The following is a 23,847-nucleotide window of genomic DNA, read 5'->3' on the forward strand; positions in this document are numbered from 1 at the left end:
GCCCGCCGGGGGTCCTCCACCTCTTGAAAACCCGGCGCGTGGTGGTATACTCGTAACTTGTCCCCCAGGGGCGGCCCGCGGGGGGGGGCCCGGGGGGGGGGGGGCGGGCCCCCGGCCGCCCCCCACCCACGGGGCCTACCGCGCCGACGGCGCCGTCAGGGTGCTGAGGATCTCCGCGCAGATCGCCAGGGCCGTCTCGGCGGGCGTACGGGCGCCCAGGTCGAGGCCGATCGGGCCGTGGACGCGGGAGAGTTCGGCTTCGCCGGTGCCGCCGGCCAGCAGCTCCTCGCGGCGCCGGGCCTGCGTACGGCGGGAGCCGAGGGCCCCCACGTACGGGATGCCGGTCCGCAGCGCGTGCGCGAGCGTCGGCACGTCGAAGGACGGGTCGTGGCTCAGCATCGCCAGGCAGGCGGAGCCGCGCCGGTCCGTCAGCAGCTTCTCCGCCTCGGGGCCGCTCTCCGTGGTGGTCCACTCCCAGCCCAGCAGCCCGGCCTGACGGCCGATCAGCTCCGCGAGCTCGCCGCCACCGCCGATCACCAGGTACGGATCGGCCGGGAAGACCTCGATCAGTACCAGGCCCTCGTCGTCGTACCGGGCCTCGTGCCCGGCGCGGTGCCGGGCCAGCAGCTCCCGCGCGTCCCGACCGGCCTCCGTGCCGTCCTCGTCGCCCGCGCGCACGACGGTGCTCGCCACCCGCGTGCCGTCCTCCGCCAGCCGGGTCACCAGCGCCGCGCTCTCGCCCAGCGCCAGGGACTCCCACCACTCGTCCGGCACCGACGCCAGCGGCTGGACCAGGATCTCCGCCTGGCCGCCGCAGGTCAGCCCCGCACCCGTGGCCTCGGAGCCGTGCACCGACACCCGGCACACCCGGGCCCCGCCCTGCTCGATCGCGGCGGCCTCCGCGACGAGCTGCTCGTCGAACACCCCGCGGTACAGGCTCCCCGCACACGCTCCGCGCGGATCGACGAGCAGTGCACCCGCGGGGTCCCGGGGCCCGAAGCCCTGCTCGGCCACCGGCCGGGCCAGGAACGCCCCCCGGCCCTCGGCCACCCACTGCCGCGCCGTCTCCACCAGCTCGCGCATCACACGCCGCCCTTCTCGACTCCGCCCGGTCTTCCCAGGTCAGCCCCCAACGTATGCCCGCTCCGGGCCGCCGGACCCCGTCCGCGCCGAGTTTCGGGCGGTCCACCAACCCACCCGCTTGGACGATCACCCCAACCCCGCCGGGGCCCGTCCTCGTGAATGCCGCCGTGCCCCGCGCGGCGCCGCCGCCGCGCGGGCCCCCGTACGACGACGATGCCCGGAGGCGGGGCGCCGCGGAGCCCGGAACACCGGGGCCGGGCGGCCGGCGCGGGCTACGGAAGGACACACCGGATGGACTGGGTCGTCACGGCCGTGGGCGCGGTGCTCGTGGCGGCCATCCTGCGCGACGTCTTCCACACCCTCTGGCACCCCACCCGGCACGGCGGGCTCAGCAGGCTGGTGATGACCGCGTTCTGGCGGTTCAACCGGACCCTCAACCTCCGCCGCAGGACGGCCGCGGGACTGGCCGGCCCGCTCGGCATGGTCACCGTCGTCGCGCTCTGGGCCGCGGTCGTCGGGGTGGGCTGGGCGCTGATCTACTGGCCGCACATGCCGGACGCGTTCTCGTACAGCTCCGGCCTCGAACCGGCCGAGCACGCCGGACCGCTGGACGCGCTGTACGTCTCCCTGGTCACCGTCGCCACCCTCGGCCTGGGCGACATCGCTCCCATCGACGGCTGGCTGCGGGTCCTGGCGCCCGTCGAGGCCTTGGTCGGCTTCGCGCTGCTCACCGCGACCGTCTCCTGGGTGCTCGGCATCTACCCGGCCCTGGCCAGGCGGCGCGCGCTGGCGCTGCGCCTGTCGCACCTGGCGCGCACCCGGCCCACGGGCGAGGGGTTCGACTCCCCGTCCGGCGCGGCGCTGCTGGACGGCCTCGCCGCCGGGTTCTGTGTGACCAGCGTGGACTTCCTCCAGTACGCGGAGTCGTACTACTTCTCCGACGGCGCCCCGCACACCACGCTGGCCCGCCAGGTCCCGTACGCCGCCCGGCTGGCCGCGGCCGCCGGACGCGCCCGGGACCCGGACGTGCGGATGGCCGGCGGAGCGCTGAGGGCGGCCCTGGACGACCTCGCGGCCGTGCTGGACGAGCAGTTCCTCAGGACCGGGCGGCCGCCCGACCGGGTCTTCGAGGCCTTCGCCGAGGACCACGGCCGCCGCGGGGGCCGGCAGGCCGCTCCGGAGACGCTGTAGGCAACGGTTCCATACCGGTGGGCGGGGGCGCCGTTTCCCCTTCGGCCAGGCCCGGTTGAGAGGACGTGAAGACGACATCGACGCCCGGGCCGCTCGCCGCGCTCCAGGGTGCCTACTGGCTCGACTCCCCGTCCGCGCACGAGGGCGAGGACTGCGGGCGGTGCGCCGCACTGCGCACGGACGCCCCGGCGCCCGTGCCGCCCGCCGCCGAACCGCCCTGTCCGCGCGCCCCGTTGGTGCTGCGCGCGGCGATGACGGTGCTGGCCGCCGCCTCGATCGTCACCGCGTTGCTGCTGACCGGCCTCGACGTGGTGCCCTGAGGGGGCGGCGGGGCCGCGCCGGTCAGTCCTCGGAGCGTTCGGTGACGGGGGCGTCGGTGCGGTCGCCGAGGAACTCGTACCAGCGGCGCTGGAGGCACACGTACCGGGTGTCCGCCTCCACGAGCCGGAGGAAGGCGCCGACGGCGTCGGCCAGCCGGCCCTGGAGGCCGCCGTCGGCGAGGTCGCCGCTGCCGGTGAAGCCCTCGTGCGCCTTGGCCAGGCTGAACATGTCCGGGTAGACGCGGCAGCCCAGGTGCTCCAGGGGGACGCGCAGGGCCCAGAGGCCGCGGTTGCCGCCGACCATGGAGGGCGAGGCGGAGACGAGCAGCGCGTGCTTGTCCTTGAAGGGCTGCGGCCGGACCCGGGACACCCAGTCGACGGCGTTCTTGAGCACCCCGGGCACGGAGGCGTTGTACTCGGGGGAGGAGATCACGAAGCCGTCGCAGGAGGCGATCCGCTCCCGCAGGGCCAGCGCGCCCTCCGGCAGCCCCGTCTCGGCTTCGGCGTCGCCGTCGTAGACCGGCATCGGGAAGTCGGCCATCCGGGCCAGGTCGACGGCCGCGCCCGCCTCGGCGGCCAGCCGGGCCACCAGGGCGGCCAGCCGCGTGTTCAGCGACCCGGCGCGCAGCGACGCGCCGAAGACCAGCAGACGCACCGGCTGGCGCACCTCGTCGGGGACCGGCATGCGGGCCGCTTCGGGGACCGCCGCGGGTCCGGGGTCAACAGTCATGGTCCGCTGCCTCCAGTGCGGGGGGGTGTGACCACGAGCCCAGCACAGCGGGGGAGCGGCGGACGGGTGCCGGGGCCGTGCCGTGGGCGAACTCACCCGGGCGGCCGCGGCCCCCCTCGAACCACCCTCACCAGAACGGACTAAAACGGACATAGATGAGCGCTTCCGGCGCATCCCGTTTTTCCGTGCCGCGCCGGTATTTCGCACTCCTTGTGATGCCCGGTGATATGTGTCACGCGCGGCTTTCGTGCGACGGGTCGCGAGGGCCCCGAAAGCGTTGCCGCGACTGGAGGGTTGGGGTGTGCCGAAAAATCGATCTTGTCCTTTTCCGGCCCGAATTCCCCCGTTCGCTTTCCTTTAGCGAATTCGGGACTTGTTCCGTCCCGCGGCTCTCGCCTACGGTCACGCTCATTCCGGGTGGAACGCCGAATCCTGCCGCCGCCCGGACCGCACCGTCCCCATTCAATTCACGTACGGCAGGAGCGGGGGAACCAGGTAAGCCGCCGTTCCGCGATCTTTCGCGGAACGGCTAGGGGTGAAGTCACCGCGTGTGGCCGGACAACTCCAGTCCGAACCCGACAGCTCACCTCGCAGGCGACGGAGAGGAATGCGCCATGCCCGGAAAAGGCAAGCACCGCCGCCCCAAGAACACCCGTCTGACCCGCGGCTTCGTCGCCGTCGGCACGGGTGGTGCCGCCCTGGCCCTGCCCGTGCTGGGCGCCACCACGGCCAGTGCCGCGGCGCCCGCCGCGGCCGGGACCGTCGCCCCGCAGGCCGTCGCCGCCGCCCCGGCCGCGGCGCAGAAGGCCCCCGTGACCTATTCCGTCAAGGCCGGCGATTCCCTCGTGAAGATCGCCGAAAAGCATTCCCTCGCCGGCGGCTGGAAGAAGCTCTACCAGGACAACAAGACGATCATCGGTGACGACCCGTCACTCATTCGTCCGGGCCTGAAGCTTTCCGTCGGGGCGGCCGCCAAGAAGGCCGCGCCGGCCAGGAAGGCCGCGCCCGCGCGGGCCGACCGTTCCACCCGCACCACCACCCTCAAGGCCGCTGCCCCCAAGGCGAAGAGCTACGCCGACAACCTCGACGGGTGGATCCGCGAATCCCTGGACGTCATGGCCAAGCACGGGATCCCCGGTACCTACAACGGCATCTACCGCAACGTCATGCGGGAGTCCTCGGGCAACCCGCTGGCCATCAACAACTGGGACTCCAACGCCGCCGCGGGCATCCCCTCCAAGGGCCTCCTCCAGGTGATCGACCCGACGTTCCGCGCCTACCACGTGCCCGGCACCTCGACGGACTCGTACGACCCGGTCGCGAACATCACCGCCGCGTGCAACTACGCCGCCGCGCGCTACGGCTCCATCGACAACGTCTTCGGCGCCTACTGATCCCTCGCGGGTGTGCGACACCGGGACCGGCGGCCACGGCCGCCGGTCCCGGCCGCGTTCGCGGGTGCGATTCCGTGCGTGCGATTCCGCGGGCGCCTCCGGCCGTGCGCCCTGCCGGCTCCGCGTGTACCTGACAGACGGCGGCCGGGAGCGTTGAGCGCGGGCCCCGGGCTGCCGAAGCTGGCCGGAAGTGGCCCCCGGCCCCGGCGTCGCACCCCCGCTCCGCCGTGGCCCGGGGCGTGATGTCGCGCCGACCGGATGAGGAACCACGTGATCGACCTCGATGGACAAGTCGCCCTGACCACGGAGCTCTTCGGTGACCCCGAGGCCCTGTTCGGCACGCTCGGCGGGCGGGGCCCGGTCCACCGCGTCGCCCTGCCGGACGGCATGCCCGCCTGGCTGGTGACCGGCCACCGGGAGGTGCGGGAAGCCCTCTCGGACCCCCGCCTCGTCCGCGGCGCGCACGCCGCCGCGCCCGAACTCAGGCAGTACCTCGGCATGTACAGCGACGAGTTCGTGCTCACCAAGCACATGATGCTGAGCGACCCGCCGGACCACACCCGCATGCGCAAGGTGGTCGCCAAGGCCTTCACCCCGCGCCGGGTCGAATTGCTGCGCCCCCGCGTCCAGGAGATCACCGACGGGCTGCTCGACGCCGTCCTGCCGGCCGGCCGGGCCGACCTCGTGGAGGACCTGGCACTCCCCCTGCCGATCGCGGTGATCTGCGAGATGCTCGGCGTCCCGTTCGGCGACCGCGACGAGTTCGGCCGCTACGCCGAGGTCATCACCGGCATGAACGCCTCCTCGGGGCCCGGTGAACTCGCCGCCGCCGGACAGTGGTTCAACACGTACCTCAGCGAGCTGATCGCCAGCCGCCGCACCGAGCCCGGCGACGACATGATCTCCGGCATGCTCGAGGCCCAGCGGCACGGCGACACGCTCTCCGACCTGGAGATGCGCTCCAACGTGTTCATCCTGCTGGTCGGCGGCTTCGAGACCTCCGTGAACCTCATCGCCAACGGCGTCCTCGCCCTGCTCCGCCACCCCGAGGCCCTGGAGCGGCTCCGCGCGGACGAGGGCCTGCTGCCCGGCGCCGTCGAGGAGCTGATGCGCTTCGACAGCCCGGTCTCCACGGTCACCTACCGCTTCGCGGCCGAACCGCTCACCATCGGCGGGGCCGAGATCCGGCCCGGCGACCACGTCGCGGTCTCCATCGCCGCCGCCAACCACGACCCGGCCAGGTTCACCGACCCCGGCCGGTTGGACATCACCCGCCGGACCAACGGCCACCTCGCCTTCAGCCACGGCATCCACTTCTGCCTCGGCGCCCCGCTGGCCCGGCTGGAAGGCGAGATCGCGCTCCGCGAGGTGCTGCGCCGGCTGCCCGGCCTCGGCCTCGCGGAACCGGCCGAATCCCTCACCTGGAAGCAGAACTTCATCGTGCACCGCCTGGACCGGCTCCCGGTCACCTTCACCCCCGGGCCCGCGTAGGCCCGGGCCCGCACCGCCGCGGGCCACGGGGCCGCTCCCGGAGCCGCGCCCCGCTCAGAACCCCGGGAGCGGCTCCGGGTCCGGCTCCGCGGGGGCGTCGGTGCCCGGCAGCGGCAACTGGTGCAGCAGCCGGTCCGGTTCCACCGCGCGCAGCGAGGCGCTGCAGCTCACCAGCGCGCCCGTGGCGTCGCGCTGCATCCCGGGGTGGTCGTGACGGGCGGCCTTCCACTGCCCGACGCCGACCGGCATCGCGGCGACGTTCCGCCCGCAGGCGGGGCACTGGACACGCGGCATCTTCATCCCCTCAGGATGGCCCATCCCGCCGACAACACGGGCGGCCGCCCTCCCGGCCCGTCCCCGGCCCGTCCCCGCCCCTCCGGCCGGGGACGGGCCGGTACGTCAGACCGCGTGCGGGAACCGGAACATCCGGTCCGGGTCGTAGCGCCGCCTGACCTCCTCCAGGCGGGGCAGCGCCGGCCCGTAGTAGGCCGCGCGCCAGTCCGGCAGCCACGGGTCGGCGTAGTTCTGGTACGCCCGCCCGCTCGCCCAGGGCCGCAGCCGCGACCACAGGTCCCGCAGCCACCCCTCGTGCCGGGCCGCCTCGGCGGGCGTGGCGGTGCCGGGCCACAGGGCCAGGTACTGGGCCAGCAGCTCCTCGCCCCGGTGCACGAAGGCGGTGTCGCCGACGGCCACCCGGTTCAGCGCCCCGCCGCACACCCCGTCCAACTGGACGACGCCCCGCCCGCCGGGCGGCACCGCCGCCGGGTAGCCGGCGACCGCGTCGAGCAGCACGTCCACCGCGGCCTCCGACAGCCCGCCCGCGCGCCAGAAGTCCGAGCGCGCCGCGTACGTCTCGCGTTCCAGGCTCCCGCGCGGGTCCTGCCCCGGCAGCCCGCCGGGCAGGTGGCACTGCGGCACCGTGCGCTCCCCGCACCCCGCCATGACCCGCATCGTCTCCCCGTACCCCCGGACCACGAGGTGGCGGTCCAGCGGCTCGGCCCCGGCGAGCGCCTCCAGCCGGTCCAGCAGGCGCTCCGTCCCGCCCGCGCCGTCCAGGCACACCACGCGCACGGCCGGCCCCGGCGTACTCCCGTCAGGCCCGGCTCCGTACAGCTCCACCTGGCTCCAGTACGGGTCCGGCAGCTCCGCCAGCCACCGCCGCCAGCCCAGGACCAGCGCCTTCGCGTCCCGCCACGCCCAGTTCAGCTCCGCGAAGGCGCAGTCGGCGACGGCGTGGGTGCGGAAGCGGAACTCGGTGACCACGCCGAAGTTCCCGCCGCCCCCGCCGCGCAGGGCCCAGAACAGGTCCGGCTCGTGACCGGCGTCCACGTCCCGCACCACCCCGTCGGGGGTCACGATCCGCGCCCCGGTGAGCCGGTCGCAGGTCGCCCCGTACGCCCGGCCGGACACGCCCAGCCCGCCGCCGAGGGTGAGTCCGGCGATCCCGACGGACGGGCACAGCCCGGTGGGGAGCCCCGCCCCGACCGCCCCCAGGCCCGCGTGTACGTCGGCCAGCCGGGCCCCGGCGCCGATCCGCGCACTGCCGGCCCCCGGTGTGACCTGCGCCAGCGCCCCCACGTCGACCACCAGGCCGGGTCCGGTCGACCAGCCGGGGTAGCTGTGCCCGCCGCTCCGGGGCACCACGGGCAGGCCCTGGTGGCGCACGAACTCCAGGCACGCCGCCACATCGGCCTCGTGCGCCGGGTACGCCACGGCGGCCGGGGCGGTCCCGTCGTGGCGCGGCTGGTACAGGCGCTTCGCGGCGGGGAAGTCCGGGTCCCCGGGCAGGACCAGCCGCCCGTCGAGCCCCCGGGCAAGCGCGGCGAGGCCGGCGTCCCGGCGCGCGGCGCCCCCGGCACTCCGGCGGCCGCCGGGCCCGTGGGGCGGGCCGTCGGGCTTCCGGCGCCCGGCGGCGGCCTCCGCCCGGCCCGGCACGGCGAAGGAGGCGAACAGGGACGCGGCCAGCAGCCGCCGCCGGTGAAGGGTCATACCGCCCACTACGCCGCGTACCGCCCCCCGCGCCCGCCGCGGCGCGCCGCCGCCCCGCGGATCTCCGCCCGGGCGGCCCCGGAAGCCCGGGGGCCTACCGCCGGTAAAGGCCGGGGAAATTCCTGACTACCCTCCTGCGCTTCCCGCACCCGGAGTTTTCGTTGCCTTGACACGTCCTTGACGCGGATCCATGCGCCCGCCCCCGGCTCGCACGACGGAATCCGCAGCCTTCCCGCCATTGACCGGCGCCCACCCGGAGGCTTCCATTCCTCCCCGGGAGCACCGGCACCCCCCATCACCAGCCGCCCCGGAGGCGATACCGCTCCCGCCCCAGAGACACCGCAAGCCGATCGGAACCGCCTGATGACCGACACCCTCAGCGCCCCGCACGCGCTGGCCCCCGCCACCGGCCCCACCCCGCAGAAGCTCAAGCGTTCCATCGGCGTCGTGGGCGGCACGCTGCTCACGCTCTCGTGCGTGACGCCCGCCTCGACCCTCTTCGTCGTCGTCCCGGACCTGTTCTCCGGCCTGGGCACCTTCACCGCCCTCACCATCGCCATCGGCTCGCTGCTCTGTATCGGCGTGGCCTTCTGCTACTCCGAGCTGGGCACGCTCATCCCCAGCGCGGGCGGCGAGTACGCCATGGTGTCGACCCTCGCCGGCCGCCTCGCGGGCTGGCTGGTCTTCGTGCTCTCCCTGCTCGTGGTGATGATCGTGCCACCCGTGATCGCCATGGGCACCGCCGACTACCTCGCCCCGGTCGTGCACGTCCCGGCCCCGCTCGCCGGCGCCGGCGTCATGCTGCTCGCCACCCTCGCGGGCCTCCTCGACCTGCGCGCCAACGCCTGGATCACCGGCGTCTTCCTGGTGCTGGAGGTGGTGGCCGCCGCCGTGGTCGCCGTACTCGGCTTCGCGCACTCCGAGCGCGGCATGGACGCCCTCGCCCACGGCCAGGTGGCCACCGGGGGCGGCGGCCACTCCGCCGTCACCGCGGGCCTCGTGATCTCCGGCCTGGCCATCGCCCTCTTCATCACCCAGGGCTTCTCCACCGCCGTCTACCTCTCCGAGGAACTGGAGAACCCCCGCCGCAACGTGGCACGCACCGTGCTCGCCACCCTCGCCATCTCCACCGCCGTGATCCTGGTCCCGGTCGTCGCGATCACCGTCGGCGCCCCCGACCTGGAGACCCTGACCAGCGGCGACATCAGCGGCATGGTGACCGCCTGGTCCAACTCCGCGGTCGGCACCTTCGTCAGCCTGTGCGTGGCCCTGGCCATCGTCAACGCGGGCATCGTGATGGTCATCCAGAACTCCCGCGTGCTCTTCGCCTCCGCCCGTGACAAGGCCTGGCCCGACCCCGTCAACAACGCCCTCTCCCGCCTCGGCCGGTTCGGCTCCCCGTGGGTCGCCACCCTCGTCGTCGGCGTCCCCGGCGCGGCCCTCTGCTTCGTCAACCTCGACACCCTCTACGGCGTGACCGGCGTCTCCGTCACCGGCATGTACCTCCTCGTCGCGGTCGCCGCCCTGTTCAGCCGCCGCGGCGCGCACGGCGGGACCCGCGCCTGGCGGATGCCGCTCTGGCCCGCCGTGCCCGTGGTGCTCATCGCCGTGCTCGGCTACGTCCTGGTCCAGCAGGACACCGAGTACCTGCTCTGGACGGGCGGCATCACCGCCGCGGCCACCCTCTACTGGGCGCTCTACCTCCGCCCGCGCCAGGACTCGCGCTGGCTGGTCAGCCTCCCGGAGGACGCCGGTCACTGACCGGGGAGGGAGCGTCCGCACGACGGGGCCGGGGGCGGCAGGGACGACGCCCCCGGCCCCCGCGCGTGCCCCATTCCCCGGTGCCATGCTGGGAGGAGGCAGAGGCCCGGGGGGACCGGGAGGCCGCGATGGGCTGGTACGGCGACCACGTGGTGCCGCGGATCATCGACGTCGCCTGCGGCGCGAAGACCGCACCACCGCTGCGCCGCCGGGTCTGCGCGGGCCTGGCCGGCGAAGTGGTGGAGATCGGCTTCGGCACGGGCCACAACGTCCCCTTCTACCCGCCCGAGGTCACCTCGGTCGACGCCGTGGAGCCCTCCGACACCGGCTGGCGTCTGGCCGCCGACCGGATCAGGGCCTCGTCCGTGCCGGTCCGCCGGGGCGGCCGCGACGCGCAGGTGCTGCCGTACGAGGACGACCGCTTCGACGCCGCCCTGTCCACCTGGACCCTGTGCACCGTCCCGGACCCCGGGGCGGCACTGGCCGAACTGCGCCGGGTGCTGCGGCCGGGCGCGAGCCTCCACTTCGTCGAGCACGGCCTGGCCCCCGACGAGGACGTGCGCCGCTGGCAGCGCCGCCTCGAACCGGTCAACAAGCGGCTCCTGGGCGGCTGCCACCTCACCCGCCGGACCGTGCCGCTCCTCACCGCCGCCGGCTTCACCATCCGCGAGGTGGACTTCTTCTACGAGGAGGCCGCCCCGAGGTTCCTGGCCGCGGACGCCCTGGGTGTCGCGCTGTCCCCCTGACGGCGTCGTCCCCGCGCGGGCCCGCCCCGGCCCCGGCCGGGTTCAGGACGTACGCCGCGCCCGCAGCAGGATGCGCAGCGGGGCCACCACCCCGTACCCCACGTCGCGGCGCAGCGCGCCCGGCCCCGCCTGCTCCACGGCCGTGAGCTGGTGGGCCATCAGTTCCCGCATCGCGCGCCCCACGCGGCGCAGCCCCGGTACCGCCAGGTCCACGACGTCCGCCGAGGCGGCCAGCGCGGTCCTGGCCCGCGCGCACTCGTCCGCCAGCAGCGCCCGTACGGCGGGACCGTCCGCGCCCCGGGCCAGCGCGGCCCGGTCCAGGCCGTGCGCCGCGACCCGGTCCGCCGGCAGGCAGAGCCGGCCCTCCTTCAGGTCGCCGGCCAGGTCGGCCAGGAAGTCCACCCGCTGGGCGGCGTCCACGAACCGGCGCCAGGCGGCTGCCTGTTCCGCGTCCGGTCCGCCCAGGTACTGCACGCCGGTGAACACGACGATCCCCGGGAAGCCGTAGTCGTCCAGGTACGCCTGGAAGTCCGCTTCGCCGGCGAATCCGGTGAACCCCGCCTCGGCGCTCGCGGCCCCCGCGAGGAACCGTTCCACCCACTCCGCCGGCAGTCCCCGTTCGGCGACCGCGTGTGCGTAGGCCCGCAGTACCGGGTCCGCCGAGCGGCCCGAGTCCAGTACCTCGCGCGTGCGCCCGGTCAGGTCCTTGAGGGCCTCGGCGGAACCGCTCTCGGCGGTGTCGTCGACCAGGTTCATGAAGGCCAGCCCGGCCGTCAGGTACGGCACCAGCGCGGGCTCCGCGAGCAGCCGCAGGGCCAGGTACGGGGCCTGCTCGCGCCGCACCACCCGGCGCGCGGCGGCGGTGTAGTCGGCCCGCACCGCCGGGCCGGCGAGCCCGGCGTCGTCCATGGTGCCGCGCCAGCTGCGCACGATCCTCGTCCTCTCCGACGGCGTATTGGGCCCCTCACCGTAATCGACGCCCCGCCCGTCCGACCGGGCGGCCCCGCCCGTGCGGCAGGGCGACCGTGCCGCGCACGGCGGGGCGCCCCCGGCCGGATCCCGGCCGGGAGCGCCCCTCCCCCTTGCAAGCGCCGTCCGGTCGTTACGGCGCGCTCAGACCCAGCGTGTACGAGCCGGAACCGCTGTACGCGTGGACCACGTACCGGTAGTAGCCCGCCGTGCCGGTGTAGGTGATGTCCTCGTCGGCGCCCTCACTGCCGGAGACCGCCACGTCGGCCCAGCCCGACCCGTTCCACTTCTGGAGGTAGAGGTCGAAGTCCGTGCCGGCCGGCCCGCGCAGGCAGCCCACGTGGCTGCCCGAGGTGGCCGAGTAGTAGTAGGAGCCGTTGGGCTGGGCCTGGGCCTGGCCCGGGCTCAGCGTGCCCTGGTAGGTGTACTCGGTGTCCTCGCAGCCCCCCGGCTGCGGGGTGCTGCCGACGGTCAGGGTGTAGGTCACGGTGTGCTCGGTGGAGCCGGTGCCCTTGACCGTGACCGGGTACGTGCCGTTGGCGGTCCCTGCGGCGACCGCCACCGTCATGGTGGAGGAGTTGCCCGAGGTCACGGACGACGGGCTGAAGGACACGGTCACGCCGGACGGCGCGCCGCTCGCGGAGAGCTGCACGGTCTGCGCGCTGCCCCCGGTCGTGGTGGTGGAGACCGTGGAGGTCGCCGAGGCACCGGGCTGGACCGAGCCGCTCGCCGGGTTCAGGGCCAGCGAGAAGTCCGGGTTCTGGGTGCCGCCGCAGTCCGTCTCACCCGACTGGGCCGGCACCCGGATCGCGTCCCAGGCGGCCTTGACCGCCAGGCACTCGGTGCTGCCGTAGGTGTTCTTGGCGCTGGCGAGGGTCGCCTTGCGGGCGGCCAGGTGGTTCCAGGACGAGGTCTTGCTCAGCAGGGCGCCCATGAAGATCTTGCCGGCCTTCTGGATGCCGATGCCCGTCACGGAGGAGGGGCCGCCGGAACATATGGGGCTGGCGGGCTTGCCGCCGCCCGGGTTGGAGCCCTCGGCCAGCAGGTAGAACCAGTGGTTCTGCGGGCCGGCCGCCGCGTGCACCTCGGTGTTCGAGGTCAGCTGGTTGTAGCAGTTGGGGTCGTTGTTGTGCAGCGACGGGTTGTACATGTACCGGATCGGCTTGTTGTCGCCGAGGAAGTTGAGCTTCTCGCCGACCGTGTAGTCCGGAGTGTCGTTCGGGTTGTTGGCGAAGTGCTCGGTCAGCGCGCCGAAGATGTCGCCGGTGGACTCGTTGAGGCCGCCGTTCTCGTTGCTGTTGCCGGCGCTGCCCGGGGTCTTGTCGAAGATCTCGTGGCCGTACTCGTGGGCGACCACGTCGATGCCGGTGAGCTGGTTGGTGCCGTTCTGGTTGCGGCCGTACGTGGTCTTGCTGCCGTCGTAGTAGGCGTTGACCTCGGTCAGGCCGGCGCGGGCCGGGACCATGCCGCCCTGGCCGTTGATGCCGTTGTAGCCGAACCACTGCTTGAGCATGTCGGACTCGCGCTGGGCCGCGTACATGATGTCGACGCAGGCGGTCACCAGGTCGTTCGCGCCGCCGTTGCCCCAGGGGGAGGAGCCGGTGTACGCGCTGCCGTTCTGACCGCCGCACCGGAAGCCCGAGCGGTTGGGGTCGGTCATCGAGGAGGCGGCGGTGTCGATGGTGACGTTGCCGTTGTGGTACCCGCGGCCGTCGGCGTGCGAGACCTTCTCGGTGGCGCGGGCGACGGCGCCGGTGCGCGCGTCGACGTACGTGTCGAGCACGCTCGGGGCGTTCTTCGCGGTCCGGCCGGAGACCCGGGTGTGCCAGGTCAGCAGCGCCTTGCCGTCCTTGAGGAGGACGGTCAGCTCGGGCTTGGTGGCCGATTCGGCCCGGGCCAGCTGCTTGCGGGCGGTGGCGGTGGCCGCCGCGGCGGACACGGTGGCCCTGGTGCCCGTCCTGATGACGGGCGCCGGGGCGGCGGCGACGTTCCGTACCTTGCCGGTGCTGTCGGTGAGGACCACGGCGTCGCCGCCGACCACCGGCAGGCCGCGGTAGGTCCGCTGGTACCCGGCGAAGTACAGGCCGTTGGCCCAGGGGGTCACGGAGGTGCGGACGAGTTCCTCGTCGGCACCGTGGCGCAGGGCGTCCAGGCCGCTGTCCGCGGCGCGGTCGGCGGCGGCGAGGGCGAGCGACTTGCCGTGCTGGGGAGGCACGGGCTGCTGCCTGGGCGTGGCTGACGCCGTGCCGGTGAGGGCGCCCGCGAGGCTCGCGGAAAGCGCCATCGCGGCGACGGCCGCCGTCAGTCTGGTGCGGTGCAACGTCCACTCCGTTCGTGGGGGGAGTCTGCGGTCGCCGCCGAGTATGGGCGTGGACATGACCGGATAGGGACATCCCGCACGGCATAACACCGGAGTTATGGTGTGCCGCCCGCGTGCTGCGTACGCTGCTGAAATGCAGCTGGAATTGAGGCATCTTCAGGCCGTCTGCCGGATAGCGGAAGCGGGCAGTCTGGGTGCGGCCGCCCGGCTCGGGGTCTCCCAGCCCGCGCTCTCGGCCCAGTTGCGCCGGATCGAGCGGGTGGCCGGCGGCGACCTGTTCGTGCGCGGCCGGCACGGCGTGGAACCCACCGCACTGGGCCAGTTCGTCCTGGACAAGGCCCGCCGGGTGCTCAACGAGATGGACGAACTCGCCGCGGGTGCCCGTGCCGCCGCCCCCGGCACCCCGCTGCGCCTGGGGTGCATCCTGCTCGTCCTGCTCGACGGGCTGCTGGAGGAGATCGACCTGGCCCTGGCGGGCCAGGAGATCACCGTCGACCTGGAGGACTCGGTGACCGCCCTCGCCCGGCTGCTGGGCGCCGGGCGGTACGACGCGATCCTGTACGGCGAGGTCAACGACCACGAAGTGCCGCTGCCGGAGGGCGTACTGGCCAGGACGCTGGTCTCCCGCGAGCCGTTCTGCGTACGGATGTCCGCCGGACACCGCCTCGCCGCCCGGGACAGCGTCGAACTCGCCGACCTGGCGGGGGAGTCGTGGATGACGCTGGTCGAGGACGACGACGGCGGACCGGAGGCGCTGGTCGCCGCGTGCGCGAAGGCTGGCTTCACGCCGTCGCTGCGGTACCGGATCACCGACCGCAAGATGCACTACGACCTGATCGCGGCGGGCCGGGCGGTCTCCCTGAGCCAGCCGTCCGCCCCCACGGCCGAGGGCACGGTGATGCTCCCGCTCGTCGGGGCTCCGGTCACCGGCCGCATCCGGCTGGCCTGGAACCGCTCGGCCGTCTCCGCGGCCCAGGCCGACCTGCTCTACCGCGCGGCGGCCCGCGCGTACCTCGCCAACGTCGACAACAACGCCTTCCACCGCGCCTGGTGGGACGCCCACCCCGAGGCCCACCCCCCGCTGGACCGCGACGAGCCCGTCGCGCCCTAGTGCTCCGGTGCGGACGTCGTCGTGCCGCGTCGCGTCCGGCTCGCGCGGTGGCTACCGGGCGGTGTCCTGCCCGATCGCGCGGAGGACATCGGCGAGCCAGACCAGGTGGTGGCCCACGACCCGGTCCGGATCGGCGAGCAGGTCCTCAAGGTGCTGCCACGACTCGGAGAGCAGGCCGATCGTGATCGTTCCCGGTTCGTCGAGGACGTCGTAGGCTTCGTCGCCCGGGACGGACCAGAAGTAGTCGTGTTGGAGTGCAACCGTGCTGCCGGCTGACGCTTCGATGTGCTGCAGTGCCAGGTCGAAGGCCTGCCGAAGCCGGTCGAGCGGGATCTGCAGGGGCTCGCTGTCCATGCGTTCACTTCGTGAGTCGGGGCCGTCGGGCTGGAGCAGGGTGTTCGGCACCGCCCTGCACCCGGCCGGAGCGGGAGCCGTCGGGGGTCGTGCGGACCCTTGAACACCGTGTGCCGGCCGGGGCACAGCGTAGACCCTGCCGGCACTTCCTGGAGGGGCTGCTGGTCCTCGTGGGCGGCGGGGTCCTGACGGCGCTGCTGCCCCACACCCGCCTTGCGAGCTTGCGCCACGGGGCCCCGGATGCCACCGGGGCGGTGCCGCCGGCGCCTGGGCGCGCGCCGGAGGTGCCGGCCCGGGCGGGGCCCGTACCGTCCGTGGCGCAGGCCGGCGTGCCGCCCGTACCGGTGCATGCCGGGCCGACGCCAGACGCCAGGCGCCCGGCCCCGGGCTCGGCGGGGTGTGCGGGCCGGGCTCGGCGGGGCGGGCGCCCCGGGCTCAGCGGGGCGTGCCGCCGGCGATGAACGCGGCGATGGCGGGCGCGGCCTCACCCAGCGTGCGGTAGTGCCGGTGGGCGCCGCCCTCCGGCGGCTCGGGGGTGTTGACAGCCCACACCGTCATCCCGGCCCGCAGGCCCGCCGTGATGCCGGACGGCGCGTCCTCGACCACCAGACAGTGCGCGGGCTCGGTGCCCAGAAGTGACGCCGCCCGCAGGTAGGGCACGGGGGAGGGCTTGCCCTCCTCGACCGCGGCGGCGTCCACCACCAGCCCGGGGGCGGGCAGCCCGGTACGCGCGAACCGCCCGCGCACCCGGTGCTCGTAGTTGGAGGTCACCAGCGCCCACGACCCGGCGGGCAGGGCACGCAGCAGGCCGGCGGCACCCTCGTACGCCCCGTACTCCCCGGTGCGCACGTCCTCGTCCTCCAGGGCGTGCAGCTCGGCCAGGCACGCCCCCGGGTCCAGGTCCGGCGCGACCTCCGCGAAGGTCTCCAGGGGCCGCGTCCGCAGCGCGGTCCGGTACACGGCGTCGGGGTCCAGGCCGTGGCCGGCGGCCCAGGTGTGCCAGACCCGCCGCTGGTTGTCCAGGGCGTCGACGAGCGTGCCGTCCACGTCGAAGAGGACGTACCGGGCGGGGGCGGCGGGCGGAGCGAGGGGGTGGTCTTCGTCGGACATGACGATGATCATGCCATCGGCCGGTGCGGCCGCGGCAGGCTCCGTGGCCCTTGTTAGCCTGCCGTCCATGATCAAGGGCAGCGCGGCGGGCTGGACGGGCCGGATCGGCCGGATGGCGGGGGACAGCGGGCCGGAGCGCGTGCTGGTCGCGGCCAGCTTCGTCAACCGGGTCGGTAACGGCCTCTTCAACGCGGCGTCGGCCCTCTACTTCACCCTGGTCGTGGGCCTGCCCGCGGTGCAGGTCGGCGCCGCACTGACCATCGCCGGCCTGATCGGTCTGGGCGCGGGGATACCCGGCGGGCACCTCGCCGACCGGCGCGGCGCGCGGATGGTCATGATGTCCGCCCTCGCGGTCCAGGCGGTGGCGATGGCGGCCCTCGTCCTTGTCGAGAGCTGGGTCGCGTTCACGGTGATCGCGACGGTCGACCAGATCGCCGCGGCGGTCGGCGGTGCGGCCTGGGGCGCCCTGGTGGTCCGGGTCGGGGGCGACCGTCCGGCCGCGTTCCGCGCGAAACTCCGCACCTTCGTCAACCTGGGCGTGATCCTCGGCACCGTGGGAGCCGGGCTCGCCCTGGCGGCGGACACCCGCGGCGCCTACGTCGCGCTGGTCCTGGGCAACGCGGCGAGCTTCGCCCTGTGTGCGGCGCTGCTGCTCCTGCTGCCCCGCCATCCGGTGCGGGCGGCGCCGCCGCAGCAGCAGCGCTGGATCGCCTTCAGGGACCGTCCGTTCCTCACGTTCACGGCCCTGTACGGGGCCATGGGACTCCAGTACCCGGTGGTCTCCCTGCTGTTGCCGATCTGGATCTCCGAGCACACCGAGGCGCCGCGCTGGACCGTGGCCGCGCTGTTCGCCGTCAACTCCGCCTTCTGCGTGCTGATGCAGACCCGGATCGGCTCGCGCATCGAAAGCCCGCACGACGGCGGCCGGGCGTTCCGCACCGCGGGGCTGCTCTTCCTCGTCAGCTGCCCGATGATGGCGCTGGCTGCGCACACCCCGGTCTGGGCGGCCGCGGGACTGGTCCTTGTGGCGGTCTTCGTCCACAGCCTGGGCGAGGTCTGGGAGTCCTCGGCGGGCTTCGCCCTGGGCTTCGGGCTGGCCCCCGACCACGCCCAGGGTCAGTACCAGGGCGTCCTCGGCCTCGGCTTCGGCGCGGGCCAGGCCCTGGCTCCCGCGATCCTCACCACGGTGGTCCTGGGCCTCGGCACGGCGGGCTGGCTGCTGCTGGCGGCGTTCTTCGCGGCGCTGGGGGCTGCCGGCCCGGCCCTGGCGCGCTGGGGCGTACGGAGCCGGCCGCAGCCGCGCGTCGCCGCGGAGGTGACGGGCTGACCCGTTCCAGGTCCGCCGCTACTGCCCCACCCGTCCGTCGATCAGTTCCCGCAGGAAGTCGGCGTGGCCGTTGTGCCGGGCGTACTCCTCGATCATGTGCACCAGCACCTCCCGCAGGCTGACCGGCTCGTCGCCGCCCCTGGCCGGCAGTGCCAGGTCCGGGGCCTCCTCGACGAGCCGCTCCGCGAAGGCGACCTCGGCCCGCCAGGTCTCCCAGGCCTCCGCCACGGCCGCGGGGTCGGCGGTCACGCCCTCGAACTCCGAGCCCAGCTCGCCGGTCGGCCGGAAGTGCCGCCCGGCGACCTCCTCGCCGGCCATCACCTGCCGGAACCAGTACTGCTCCACCCCGGCCAGGTGCCGCACCAGCCCCAGCAGCGACAGGTTCGAGGGCGGCACCGAACGCCGGGCGAGCCCCTCCGCGTCCAGGCCCGCGCACTTCAGCTCCAGGGTCAGCCGCTGGTCGCGCAGGTACGTGACCAGCACCTGCCGCTCGGTGGCCCCGGGGCCGGCGCCGTCGGTACGCGGGTCGTCCTCGGGCCGGACGAACATGTTGGACCAGGCGAAGCCCCCTTCCCCGGACGGAGGTACGGGGTCTGCGGGGCGTGCCGAAGCTTGGGACATGCCCGGGAGCCTCACCCCGCGCGGGGCTCCGGCGCAACCGGATTTCGGGGGACGGGTGCCCGCCGGCTGCGGGCCTGGGACTGCGGACTGCGGACTGCGGACTGTGCGGGCGCCGGACGGGTGCCCGCACAGTCCGCCGCGGGAGGTTCAGTCGGCGCAGACCGCCAGGGCGGTGACCTGCTGGGTCTCGGCCGTCAGGTTCCTGCTGTGGACGCGCCAGCCGTTGCCCTCGAACGACGAGTGGATGAGCACGGTGGAGGTGCTGTTCCCGCCGCCGCCCTTCACCCGGGAGCCGGCCTGGCACTGGACGACGGAGGTTCCGGTGCCTCCCCACTTCGTGACGTTGCCGGCCCGCCCGACGACCACGTGGTGGGGCGCGGCGGAACAGACGGTGAAGGGCTCGACATACTGCGTGGCCCCGGTGTGGTTGTAGTACCACGCCTCCCAGGTGTTGAGGTTGGGCATCGAGGTCTTCAGCATCACCCCCGGCCCCGAGCCGCGGCCGCCGCCGCCCGTGGGCACCTCGCCCGCGGGGCACGGCTGCCGGATGATCTTCGTGTCGAGCTTGGCCAGGTCGACGCGGGCGCCGAAGACCTGGTGGTGCGGGGCCGACGAGCAGACGACCGTCGCCGCGATCTCCCCGGTGTCCAGGGCCGATTCGTTCCGCCCGGTGATGACCCAGTTCCGCCCCTCCGCGTAGGAGCTGGTGACGGTGAACTGGAACCGGTCGGGGTAGCCGACCAGGCCGCCGCTGGCCGGCACTTGGCCGGCCGGACAGGAGACCGTCGCCCTGCGCAGCTCACTGGGGTACTCGATCGGGATCGGCACGCGTGCGCCGGTGACGTACGTGAGCGTCTCCGCGACCGCCGCGGGGGCGACGCGCGCCGGAGCCGGAGCGGGCTGCGGCGTCGCGGCGGCCGTCCCGCCGACGGCGAGCAGTGCGACGGCGGCCAGAAGGAGCGGACGGGGGAGTCTCATGGCGACCTCTGTCTGTGTGTGGGGGGAGAGATCCCTGGATATCCCGTGGCTCCCGGCCCCCGGGGCGCCGACCCTCGTCCGTCCGTCGCAGAATCGCTCCGCCCTCACCCGACAGGCCCACACGGGCCCGCGCCGACCACCGCCCCGGCATCCGGCGGCTCGAAGGCGTAGACGTGCGGGCCCCATTGGCCGACCGCGACGACGGTCCGGCTGTCCGGTGTCCAGTCGCAGCCGGGGAGCGGCCCCTCCGTGCGCAGCAGGGCCACCGCCCGGCCGGACACCGCGTCCCAGATCCGCAGCGCGCCGTCGTCGGCGGTGCTCGCGAGCCAGGCCCCGTCGGGGGACGCGGCCAGCGAAAGCACCGTCCCGGTGTGGCCGCACAGCAGAACGCCCGCACCGTCGCGCCACAGCCGTACGTCAGGCCCGTCGCCGCACGCGAGCCACGACCCGTCGGGCGCGAGGGCCAGCGGCCCCGGCCGGTGGTCGAAGCCGCGGTACTCCGCGCACCGGCCGGTCTCCCGGTCCCGCACCCGCACCACGCCGTCGGCGTCGGCCGTGGCGTACCGGCCGCCGTCCCGCGCGAAGGCGGCGGCGAACGCCGGCGCAGGGCGCCGGGGTTCGTGGGTGCGCACGACGGCACTGCGGTCGCGGGAGCCACCCGTGACGCCGTCGGGCGGCCCGGGCCGGTAGTCACGCAGGCCGGTGCCGGTCCGGAGGTCGAAGAGCCGTACGGTGCCCCGGTCGTCCGCCGCCGCGAGCCAGTGGCCGTCTCCCGACAGGGCACAGGCCGACACGGGGCGCGGCTGTTCCAGGAGGGATCCCGCCACCGACACGATGCCGTACGAGTCCAGCGAGACCGGGGCCCCGCCGGGTGTGACCGCCAGCCAGCGCTCGCTGCTGTCGTGCCTGGGGTGGTACTCGGAGCCGCCTCTGACCAGGTGCCAGATGCGCACCGTGCCGCGGTGCCGGTCGGCTGTGAGGAAGCGCGCCCCGTCGGCCTCCACGGCCACGAGCGCCAGCGGCTCCGACCGCCCGGCGCCGGGGTGCCGGCCGGCGGCGGCCCGCCCCGTTCCCTGCTGCCGGGGCGCGCCCGGGCCCTCGACCCGTCGCTCCGGGTATGGCACCCGGCCGTCGGTCCGTCGCTCCGGGTGCGCCGCCCGGCCGTCGGTCTGTCGCTCCGGGTGCGCCGCCCGGCCGTCGGTCCGACGCTCCGGGTGTGCCGCCGGCCCCTCGGCCCGCGGCGCACCGGCCCCGCCGGTGACCGGCGCGTCCCAGATCCGCACCGCCCCGTCGCTGCCCGCGCTGGCGAGCCACTCGCCGTCCGGCGCCACGGCCAGGGCGTCCACCTGCCCGGCGTGGGCGCGCAGTTCGGTGCGGACGCCTCCGTTCCGCGTACGGCCGGCTGCTGCTGCGCCGTCCCGCGTGCCGTCCGCCGCTCCCACGCCGTCGTGCCGCGTCCAGAAGCGGACCGTGCCGTCCTGGCCACCGGAGGCCAGCCAGCGGCCGTGCGGCCCGGCGGCCAGGGCGAGGACGGGCCCCTCGTGGCCACCCGGGTGCCGCTCACGCCCGGCGTGGTCGCAGCCGTCGAGCGCCGTGCTTCCGCTCTCCGCTCCCACGAGCAGCATCGGCGGCGCGCCGGCCGCCGGGCCGGATGCCGCCGGGACCCGCGCCACCCGTTCCGTCCGCTCGCCGCCGGGCACGACCGCCACCCTGGTCCAGGTGGTGGTGCCGCCCCCGGACCGAGGCCCCACCTCGCTCAGCGTCCCGCCGTCCCACCGCCGTGTCCTGCCCCCCAGGTGCGTGGTGGCCAGCAGGCTCCCGTCGGGGGCGGCGGCGAACCCGGCCACGTCCTCCTCCGCCTCCAGACGGCCCGTGTTCCTGCAGGTGGCCGGGTCCCACAGCGTCACCACCCGCTGGGCGGCGTCGAGCACGGCCAGCCACACGACGCCGTTGCTCCGCGGCACCGCCGCGAGGGTCCGTACCGGACCGCCGCCCGGCACCGGCCGCACGCCCCGCACCAGTGGCCCGCCCCGCTCCACGTACCAGAGCAGCACCGCCCCGTGCGCGTCGCCGGCCGCCAGCCAGGTGCCGTCCGGGGCCACCGCGAGCGCGGTGAGCGGGTGCTCGTGGTCGCGCCGGTCCAGCTCGCGGCCGCTGCGCGCGTCCCAGCGGCGTACGGTGCCGTCGAGGCCCACCGACGCCAGCCACTCCCCGTCGGGGGACGCGGCCAGGCCCGTCACACCGCCGTCGTGGCCCAGCAGCGTGCGCCGCAGGGCGGGTTCGGGGAGGTCCGGCGGGTCCCACCGGTTGCCGAGCCGCGGCCGGGGCACCAGGGGTTCGCGGGCCGCGACCTGCGGACCCCAGTGCGGGAGCGGCGCGAGCCGGCTGTGCAGCACCTGGACCAGCGCCCCGGCCGGCTCCGTCGGTGTCAGCAGGTGGGCGACCCGGGTGATGTCACGGGCCAGCGCGGCGGCGGACGCGGTGGGGATCCGGTCCAGGTCGGCCCAGGGCGCGGTGGGCCCCCGGCGGAGGAGCCGGGACTCGACCCACCGCAGGTCCCCGGCGAGCGCCTCCGCGCCGGCGGTCCGGCCGGCCCCCAGCAGGTGCTCGACCAGGTGGTCGTGCAGGTAGCCGTCGGGCAGGTCCCAGGGGGCGGGGCGCGGCCGGTCCCGAGCGGGGCCGGCCGGTTCCCGGGCGGGCGCGGTCCCTGCCGCCTCACGGGAGACCGCGGCTCCGGGCGCGCCGGCGAGCACGCCGTCCGCGTCCGACCCCGCCAGACCGTCCCGAGCCGTGTCGACCAGCAGCCCGTGCAGCGCGCGGAGTTCGGACGCCCCCAGCTCGCTCCGCAGGTAGTCCCGCAGCACGTCGTGGAGGGAGATCCGGCCCCCGCGCTCCGGGTTGAGGGCCACCAGCGACAGGGCGTCCAGCTGCGCGCACAGCGCCCGTACGGCCTCCTCGTCCAGCCCGCCGGTGGCTGCCCAGAGCCGGGCGACCAGTGGCACGGGTACGGCCTCGTCCTCGGCGAACACGGCCAGCTCGGCCAGTCGCCGGGCGCCGCCCGCGGACAGCAGGGTCGTAGCGGCCTCCACGGTGGCCCGTACCGCCTGGGCCCGGCGGGCCGGGTCGTCGAGGTCGAGCGGCGTGTCGCGCGGGGCGGGGGGACCGTCCACCGCGGCCGGCCCACGGTCGCGCAGGGCCCGCAGCACGGCCCGGGCCACATCGGCCGGTTCGCCCCCGGTCGCGATCCGGCGGGCGACCAGCCGGTTGGTCAGCCGCAGCAGCAGCGCCCAGCGGCCGGTGGCGTGCAGCAGGCCCGTCACGGTGTCCGGGGGCAGCGGCGGCAGTCCGTGGGTCAGCACCGCACGGGCCTGCGCGGGGGACATCTCGTCCACCCGCACGCGCTGCGTACCCGGCGGCAGCACGGCCGGCACGCGGGTGGTGACCAGACGGACGCACGGGGCGCCGCCGAGCAGGAACGGTTCGAGCTGCTCCGGCTCCCACACGTCGTCCAGGACCAGCAGGGTGCGCGGCCGCTGGTCGAGCAGCCGGCCCAGGTGGGCGCCGGCCAGCGCCGGGTCGTCGAAGGCGGTCGTGTCGCCGGTGATGAAGCGGGTGACCTCGGCGACCTTCGCCGCCACGGCCGCCCGCCCGCGCACGTCCCGGCCGATGGTCACCGTGTAGACCCGGCCCCGGAAGTGCCGGCGCACCCGGCCGCTGGCGCGGACCACGGTGGCCAGGGTGGTCTTGCCGAAGCCGCCCGCGCCGTCGAGGGAGGTGGTGATGCCGACCGTGCGGCGGCCGGCCCGCCCCCGGCCGCGCGCGCCCCGGCGGGGCGGGCGGCAGACCGCCGCGACCGCCCGGGCGCCCTCCCTGCGGTCCACCACCCATTCGGGTACGGACGGGGGCGCGGGCGGGGGCGGGTCGCCGGCGGGTGCCGCGCCGCCGTCCCCGCGTACGGCCGTCACGACCGCGACGACGACGGCGAGCAGGGCCAGCGCGCCCACCGAGGTCCAGGAGTGCCGGCGCAGCAGGTCCAGGGGGCCGGGCCAACGGTCCGCGGACGTCGCGGCGTTGGCGGCCAGGGAGGCGAGCACGGCCAGCACCGCGCCCAGGACCGCCAGCGTCGTGGTCTTTCCGGCGCCCCGCATCGCACACCCCCGGGCCGTGTCCTGGTGCCTTGCGGTGGATCACGATAGCGGCGCCGGGAGCGGGGTGCGGGCGTGCCGCCTCGGCTGCACAGACGTGCGACGCGCCCCAGTACGTGGGCGAGTTCGGCGGGGTCGGCGAGCTCGGCGGGGTCGCGCCGCCCCATGCGGGGCGCGGCGAGGGACCGTATGTGGAACTCGCTCATG

19 protein-coding genes and 1 riboswitch are annotated in these 23,847 nt (G+C 75.2%); of the genes, 8 read left to right on the forward strand and 11 right to left on the reverse strand.

Annotated elements, in window-relative coordinates:
- Window positions 1-135 precede the first annotated feature (135 nt).
- Window positions 136-1,083, reverse strand: a complete 948-nt coding sequence (locus tag ACIQUQ_RS27315) for an XdhC family protein (protein WP_403980842.1) — start codon at window positions 1,081-1,083, stop codon at window positions 136-138.
- A gap of 291 nt (window positions 1,084-1,374) precedes the next feature.
- On the opposite strand from ACIQUQ_RS27315, the gene ACIQUQ_RS27320 reads away from it, so the two are divergent.
- Window positions 1,375-2,274, forward strand: coding sequence for a potassium channel family protein (locus tag ACIQUQ_RS27320; RefSeq protein ID WP_403980845.1), 900 nt, complete (start codon window positions 1,375-1,377; stop codon window positions 2,272-2,274).
- A 65-nt stretch (window positions 2,275-2,339) separates the two neighbouring features.
- Window positions 2,340-2,594: a hypothetical protein gene (locus ACIQUQ_RS27325; RefSeq protein ID WP_403980847.1), complete on the forward strand. Its 255-nt coding sequence runs from the start codon at window positions 2,340-2,342 to the stop codon at window positions 2,592-2,594.
- 22 nt (window positions 2,595-2,616) lie between these two features.
- On the opposite strand, the gene ACIQUQ_RS27330 is transcribed toward ACIQUQ_RS27325, so the two are convergent.
- The gene (locus ACIQUQ_RS27330) at window positions 2,617-3,279 is read right to left on the reverse strand and encodes an NADPH-dependent FMN reductase (protein WP_403981103.1); all 663 of its coding nucleotides are present in this window, start codon (window positions 3,277-3,279) and stop codon (window positions 2,617-2,619) included.
- A 458-nt stretch (window positions 3,280-3,737) separates the two neighbouring features.
- A riboswitch (cyclic di-AMP (ydaO/yuaA leader) is annotated at window positions 3,738-3,934 on the forward strand.
- A gap of 4 nt (window positions 3,935-3,938) precedes the next feature.
- Between ACIQUQ_RS27330 and ACIQUQ_RS27335 the strand changes: the two genes are divergently transcribed.
- The gene (locus ACIQUQ_RS27335; RefSeq protein WP_403980850.1) at window positions 3,939-4,718 is read left to right on the forward strand and encodes a transglycosylase SLT domain-containing protein; all 780 of its coding nucleotides are present in this window, start codon (window positions 3,939-3,941) and stop codon (window positions 4,716-4,718) included.
- A 270-nt stretch (window positions 4,719-4,988) separates the two neighbouring features.
- Complete coding sequence (locus ACIQUQ_RS27340) at window positions 4,989-6,209, forward strand: cytochrome P450 (protein WP_403980852.1); 1,221 nt, start codon at window positions 4,989-4,991, stop codon at window positions 6,207-6,209.
- Between the two features lie 54 nt (window positions 6,210-6,263).
- On the opposite strand, the gene ACIQUQ_RS27345 is transcribed toward ACIQUQ_RS27340, so the two are convergent.
- Window positions 6,264-6,509, reverse strand: coding sequence for a hypothetical protein (locus ACIQUQ_RS27345; RefSeq protein WP_403980854.1), 246 nt, complete (start codon window positions 6,507-6,509; stop codon window positions 6,264-6,266).
- A gap of 99 nt (window positions 6,510-6,608) precedes the next feature.
- On the reverse strand, window positions 6,609-8,198 hold the full coding sequence (locus tag ACIQUQ_RS27350) for an FAD-binding oxidoreductase (RefSeq protein WP_403980856.1): 1,590 nt from the start codon (window positions 8,196-8,198) through the stop codon (window positions 6,609-6,611).
- A 363-nt stretch (window positions 8,199-8,561) separates the two neighbouring features.
- Here ACIQUQ_RS27350 and ACIQUQ_RS27355 point away from each other — a divergent pair, with 363 nt between their 5' ends.
- Window positions 8,562-9,959, forward strand: coding sequence for an APC family permease (locus tag ACIQUQ_RS27355; protein WP_403980858.1), 1,398 nt, complete (start codon window positions 8,562-8,564; stop codon window positions 9,957-9,959).
- 128 nt (window positions 9,960-10,087) lie between these two features.
- The gene (locus ACIQUQ_RS27360; RefSeq protein WP_403980860.1) at window positions 10,088-10,705 is read left to right on the forward strand and encodes a class I SAM-dependent methyltransferase; all 618 of its coding nucleotides are present in this window, start codon (window positions 10,088-10,090) and stop codon (window positions 10,703-10,705) included.
- Between the two features lie 42 nt (window positions 10,706-10,747).
- Here the strand turns inward: ACIQUQ_RS27360 and ACIQUQ_RS27365 are convergent, their stop codons facing one another.
- Both ACIQUQ_RS27365 and ACIQUQ_RS27370 read right to left on the reverse strand, forming a co-directional pair.
- Window positions 10,748-11,635 carry a squalene/phytoene synthase family protein gene (locus ACIQUQ_RS27365; protein ID WP_403980862.1) on the reverse strand — a complete coding sequence of 296 codons (888 nt, stop codon included), beginning with the start codon at window positions 11,633-11,635 and terminating at the stop codon, window positions 10,748-10,750.
- Between the two features lie 172 nt (window positions 11,636-11,807).
- Window positions 11,808-13,994, reverse strand: coding sequence for a M4 family metallopeptidase (locus ACIQUQ_RS27370; protein WP_403980864.1), 2,187 nt, complete (start codon window positions 13,992-13,994; stop codon window positions 11,808-11,810).
- A 133-nt stretch (window positions 13,995-14,127) separates the two neighbouring features.
- Here ACIQUQ_RS27370 and ACIQUQ_RS27375 point away from each other — a divergent pair, with 133 nt between their 5' ends.
- A complete protein-coding gene (locus ACIQUQ_RS27375; protein ID WP_403980867.1) occupies window positions 14,128-15,105 on the forward strand; it encodes a LysR family transcriptional regulator in 978 nt (325 codons plus the stop codon).
- Between the two features lie 51 nt (window positions 15,106-15,156).
- Here ACIQUQ_RS27375 and ACIQUQ_RS27380 read toward each other — a convergent pair whose 3' ends face one another.
- Together ACIQUQ_RS27380 and ACIQUQ_RS27385 are read right to left on the reverse strand one after the other, a co-directional pair.
- Window positions 15,157-15,459 (reverse strand): hypothetical protein, encoded by a 303-nt coding sequence (locus ACIQUQ_RS27380; RefSeq protein WP_403980870.1) that lies wholly within the window; start codon window positions 15,457-15,459, stop codon window positions 15,157-15,159.
- Window positions 15,460-15,894: 435 nt separating this feature from the next.
- A complete protein-coding gene (locus tag ACIQUQ_RS27385) occupies window positions 15,895-16,569 on the reverse strand; it encodes an HAD family hydrolase (RefSeq protein ID WP_403980873.1) in 675 nt (224 codons plus the stop codon).
- A gap of 67 nt (window positions 16,570-16,636) precedes the next feature.
- Between ACIQUQ_RS27385 and ACIQUQ_RS27390 the strand changes: the two genes are divergently transcribed.
- Window positions 16,637-17,896, forward strand: a complete 1,260-nt coding sequence (locus ACIQUQ_RS27390; RefSeq protein ID WP_403980875.1) for an MFS transporter — start codon at window positions 16,637-16,639, stop codon at window positions 17,894-17,896.
- 18 nt (window positions 17,897-17,914) lie between these two features.
- Here the strand turns inward: ACIQUQ_RS27390 and ACIQUQ_RS27395 are convergent, their stop codons facing one another.
- From ACIQUQ_RS27395 to ACIQUQ_RS27405, 3 genes are all read right to left on the reverse strand, one after another.
- Window positions 17,915-18,445 carry a DinB family protein gene (locus ACIQUQ_RS27395; protein ID WP_403981105.1) on the reverse strand — a complete coding sequence of 177 codons (531 nt, stop codon included), beginning with the start codon at window positions 18,443-18,445 and terminating at the stop codon, window positions 17,915-17,917.
- Window positions 18,446-18,664: 219 nt separating this feature from the next.
- Window positions 18,665-19,495: a hypothetical protein gene (locus ACIQUQ_RS27400; protein WP_403980878.1), complete on the reverse strand. Its 831-nt coding sequence runs from the start codon at window positions 19,493-19,495 to the stop codon at window positions 18,665-18,667.
- Window positions 19,496-19,599: 104 nt separating this feature from the next.
- On the reverse strand, window positions 19,600-23,643 hold the full coding sequence (locus tag ACIQUQ_RS27405; protein WP_403980880.1) for an NB-ARC domain-containing protein: 4,044 nt from the start codon (window positions 23,641-23,643) through the stop codon (window positions 19,600-19,602).
- Window positions 23,644-23,847 lie beyond the last annotated feature (204 nt).

The sequence above is a fragment of the Streptomyces sp. NPDC101118 genome, assembly GCF_044759445.1.
GTDB lineage: Bacteria > Actinomycetota > Actinomycetes > Streptomycetales > Streptomycetaceae > Streptomyces.

Bases quoted from the DNA above. Each gene is read 5' to 3' on its own strand.
- ACIQUQ_RS27390 (WP_403980875.1), top strand. From the start codon at position 16,637: ATGATCAAGGGCAGCGCGGCGGGCTGGACGGGCCGGATCGGCCGGATG.
- ACIQUQ_RS27375 (WP_403980867.1), top strand. From the start codon at position 14,128: ATGCAGCTGGAATTGAGGCATCTTCAGGCCGTCTGCCGGATAGCGGAA.
- ACIQUQ_RS27395 (WP_403981105.1), bottom strand. From the start codon at position 18,445: ATGTTCGTCCGGCCCGAGGACGACCCGCGTACCGACGGCGCCGGCCCC.
- ACIQUQ_RS27345 (WP_403980854.1), bottom strand. From the start codon at position 6,509: ATGAAGATGCCGCGTGTCCAGTGCCCCGCCTGCGGGCGGAACGTCGCC.
- ACIQUQ_RS27360 (WP_403980860.1), top strand. From the start codon at position 10,088: ATGGGCTGGTACGGCGACCACGTGGTGCCGCGGATCATCGACGTCGCC.
- ACIQUQ_RS27385 (WP_403980873.1), bottom strand. From the start codon at position 16,569: ATGTCCGACGAAGACCACCCCCTCGCTCCGCCCGCCGCCCCCGCCCGG.
- ACIQUQ_RS27350 (WP_403980856.1), bottom strand. From the start codon at position 8,198: ATGACCCTTCACCGGCGGCGGCTGCTGGCCGCGTCCCTGTTCGCCTCC.
- ACIQUQ_RS27320 (WP_403980845.1), top strand. From the start codon at position 1,375: ATGGACTGGGTCGTCACGGCCGTGGGCGCGGTGCTCGTGGCGGCCATC.
- ACIQUQ_RS27400 (WP_403980878.1), bottom strand. From the start codon at position 19,495: ATGAGACTCCCCCGTCCGCTCCTTCTGGCCGCCGTCGCACTGCTCGCC.
- ACIQUQ_RS27355 (WP_403980858.1), top strand. From the start codon at position 8,562: ATGACCGACACCCTCAGCGCCCCGCACGCGCTGGCCCCCGCCACCGGC.
- ACIQUQ_RS27335 (WP_403980850.1), top strand. From the start codon at position 3,939: ATGCCCGGAAAAGGCAAGCACCGCCGCCCCAAGAACACCCGTCTGACC.
- ACIQUQ_RS27405 (WP_403980880.1), bottom strand. From the start codon at position 23,643: ATGCGGGGCGCCGGAAAGACCACGACGCTGGCGGTCCTGGGCGCGGTG.
- ACIQUQ_RS27330 (WP_403981103.1), bottom strand. From the start codon at position 3,279: ATGCCGGTCCCCGACGAGGTGCGCCAGCCGGTGCGTCTGCTGGTCTTC.
- ACIQUQ_RS27315 (WP_403980842.1), bottom strand. From the start codon at position 1,083: ATGCGCGAGCTGGTGGAGACGGCGCGGCAGTGGGTGGCCGAGGGCCGG.
- ACIQUQ_RS27380 (WP_403980870.1), bottom strand. From the start codon at position 15,459: ATGGACAGCGAGCCCCTGCAGATCCCGCTCGACCGGCTTCGGCAGGCC.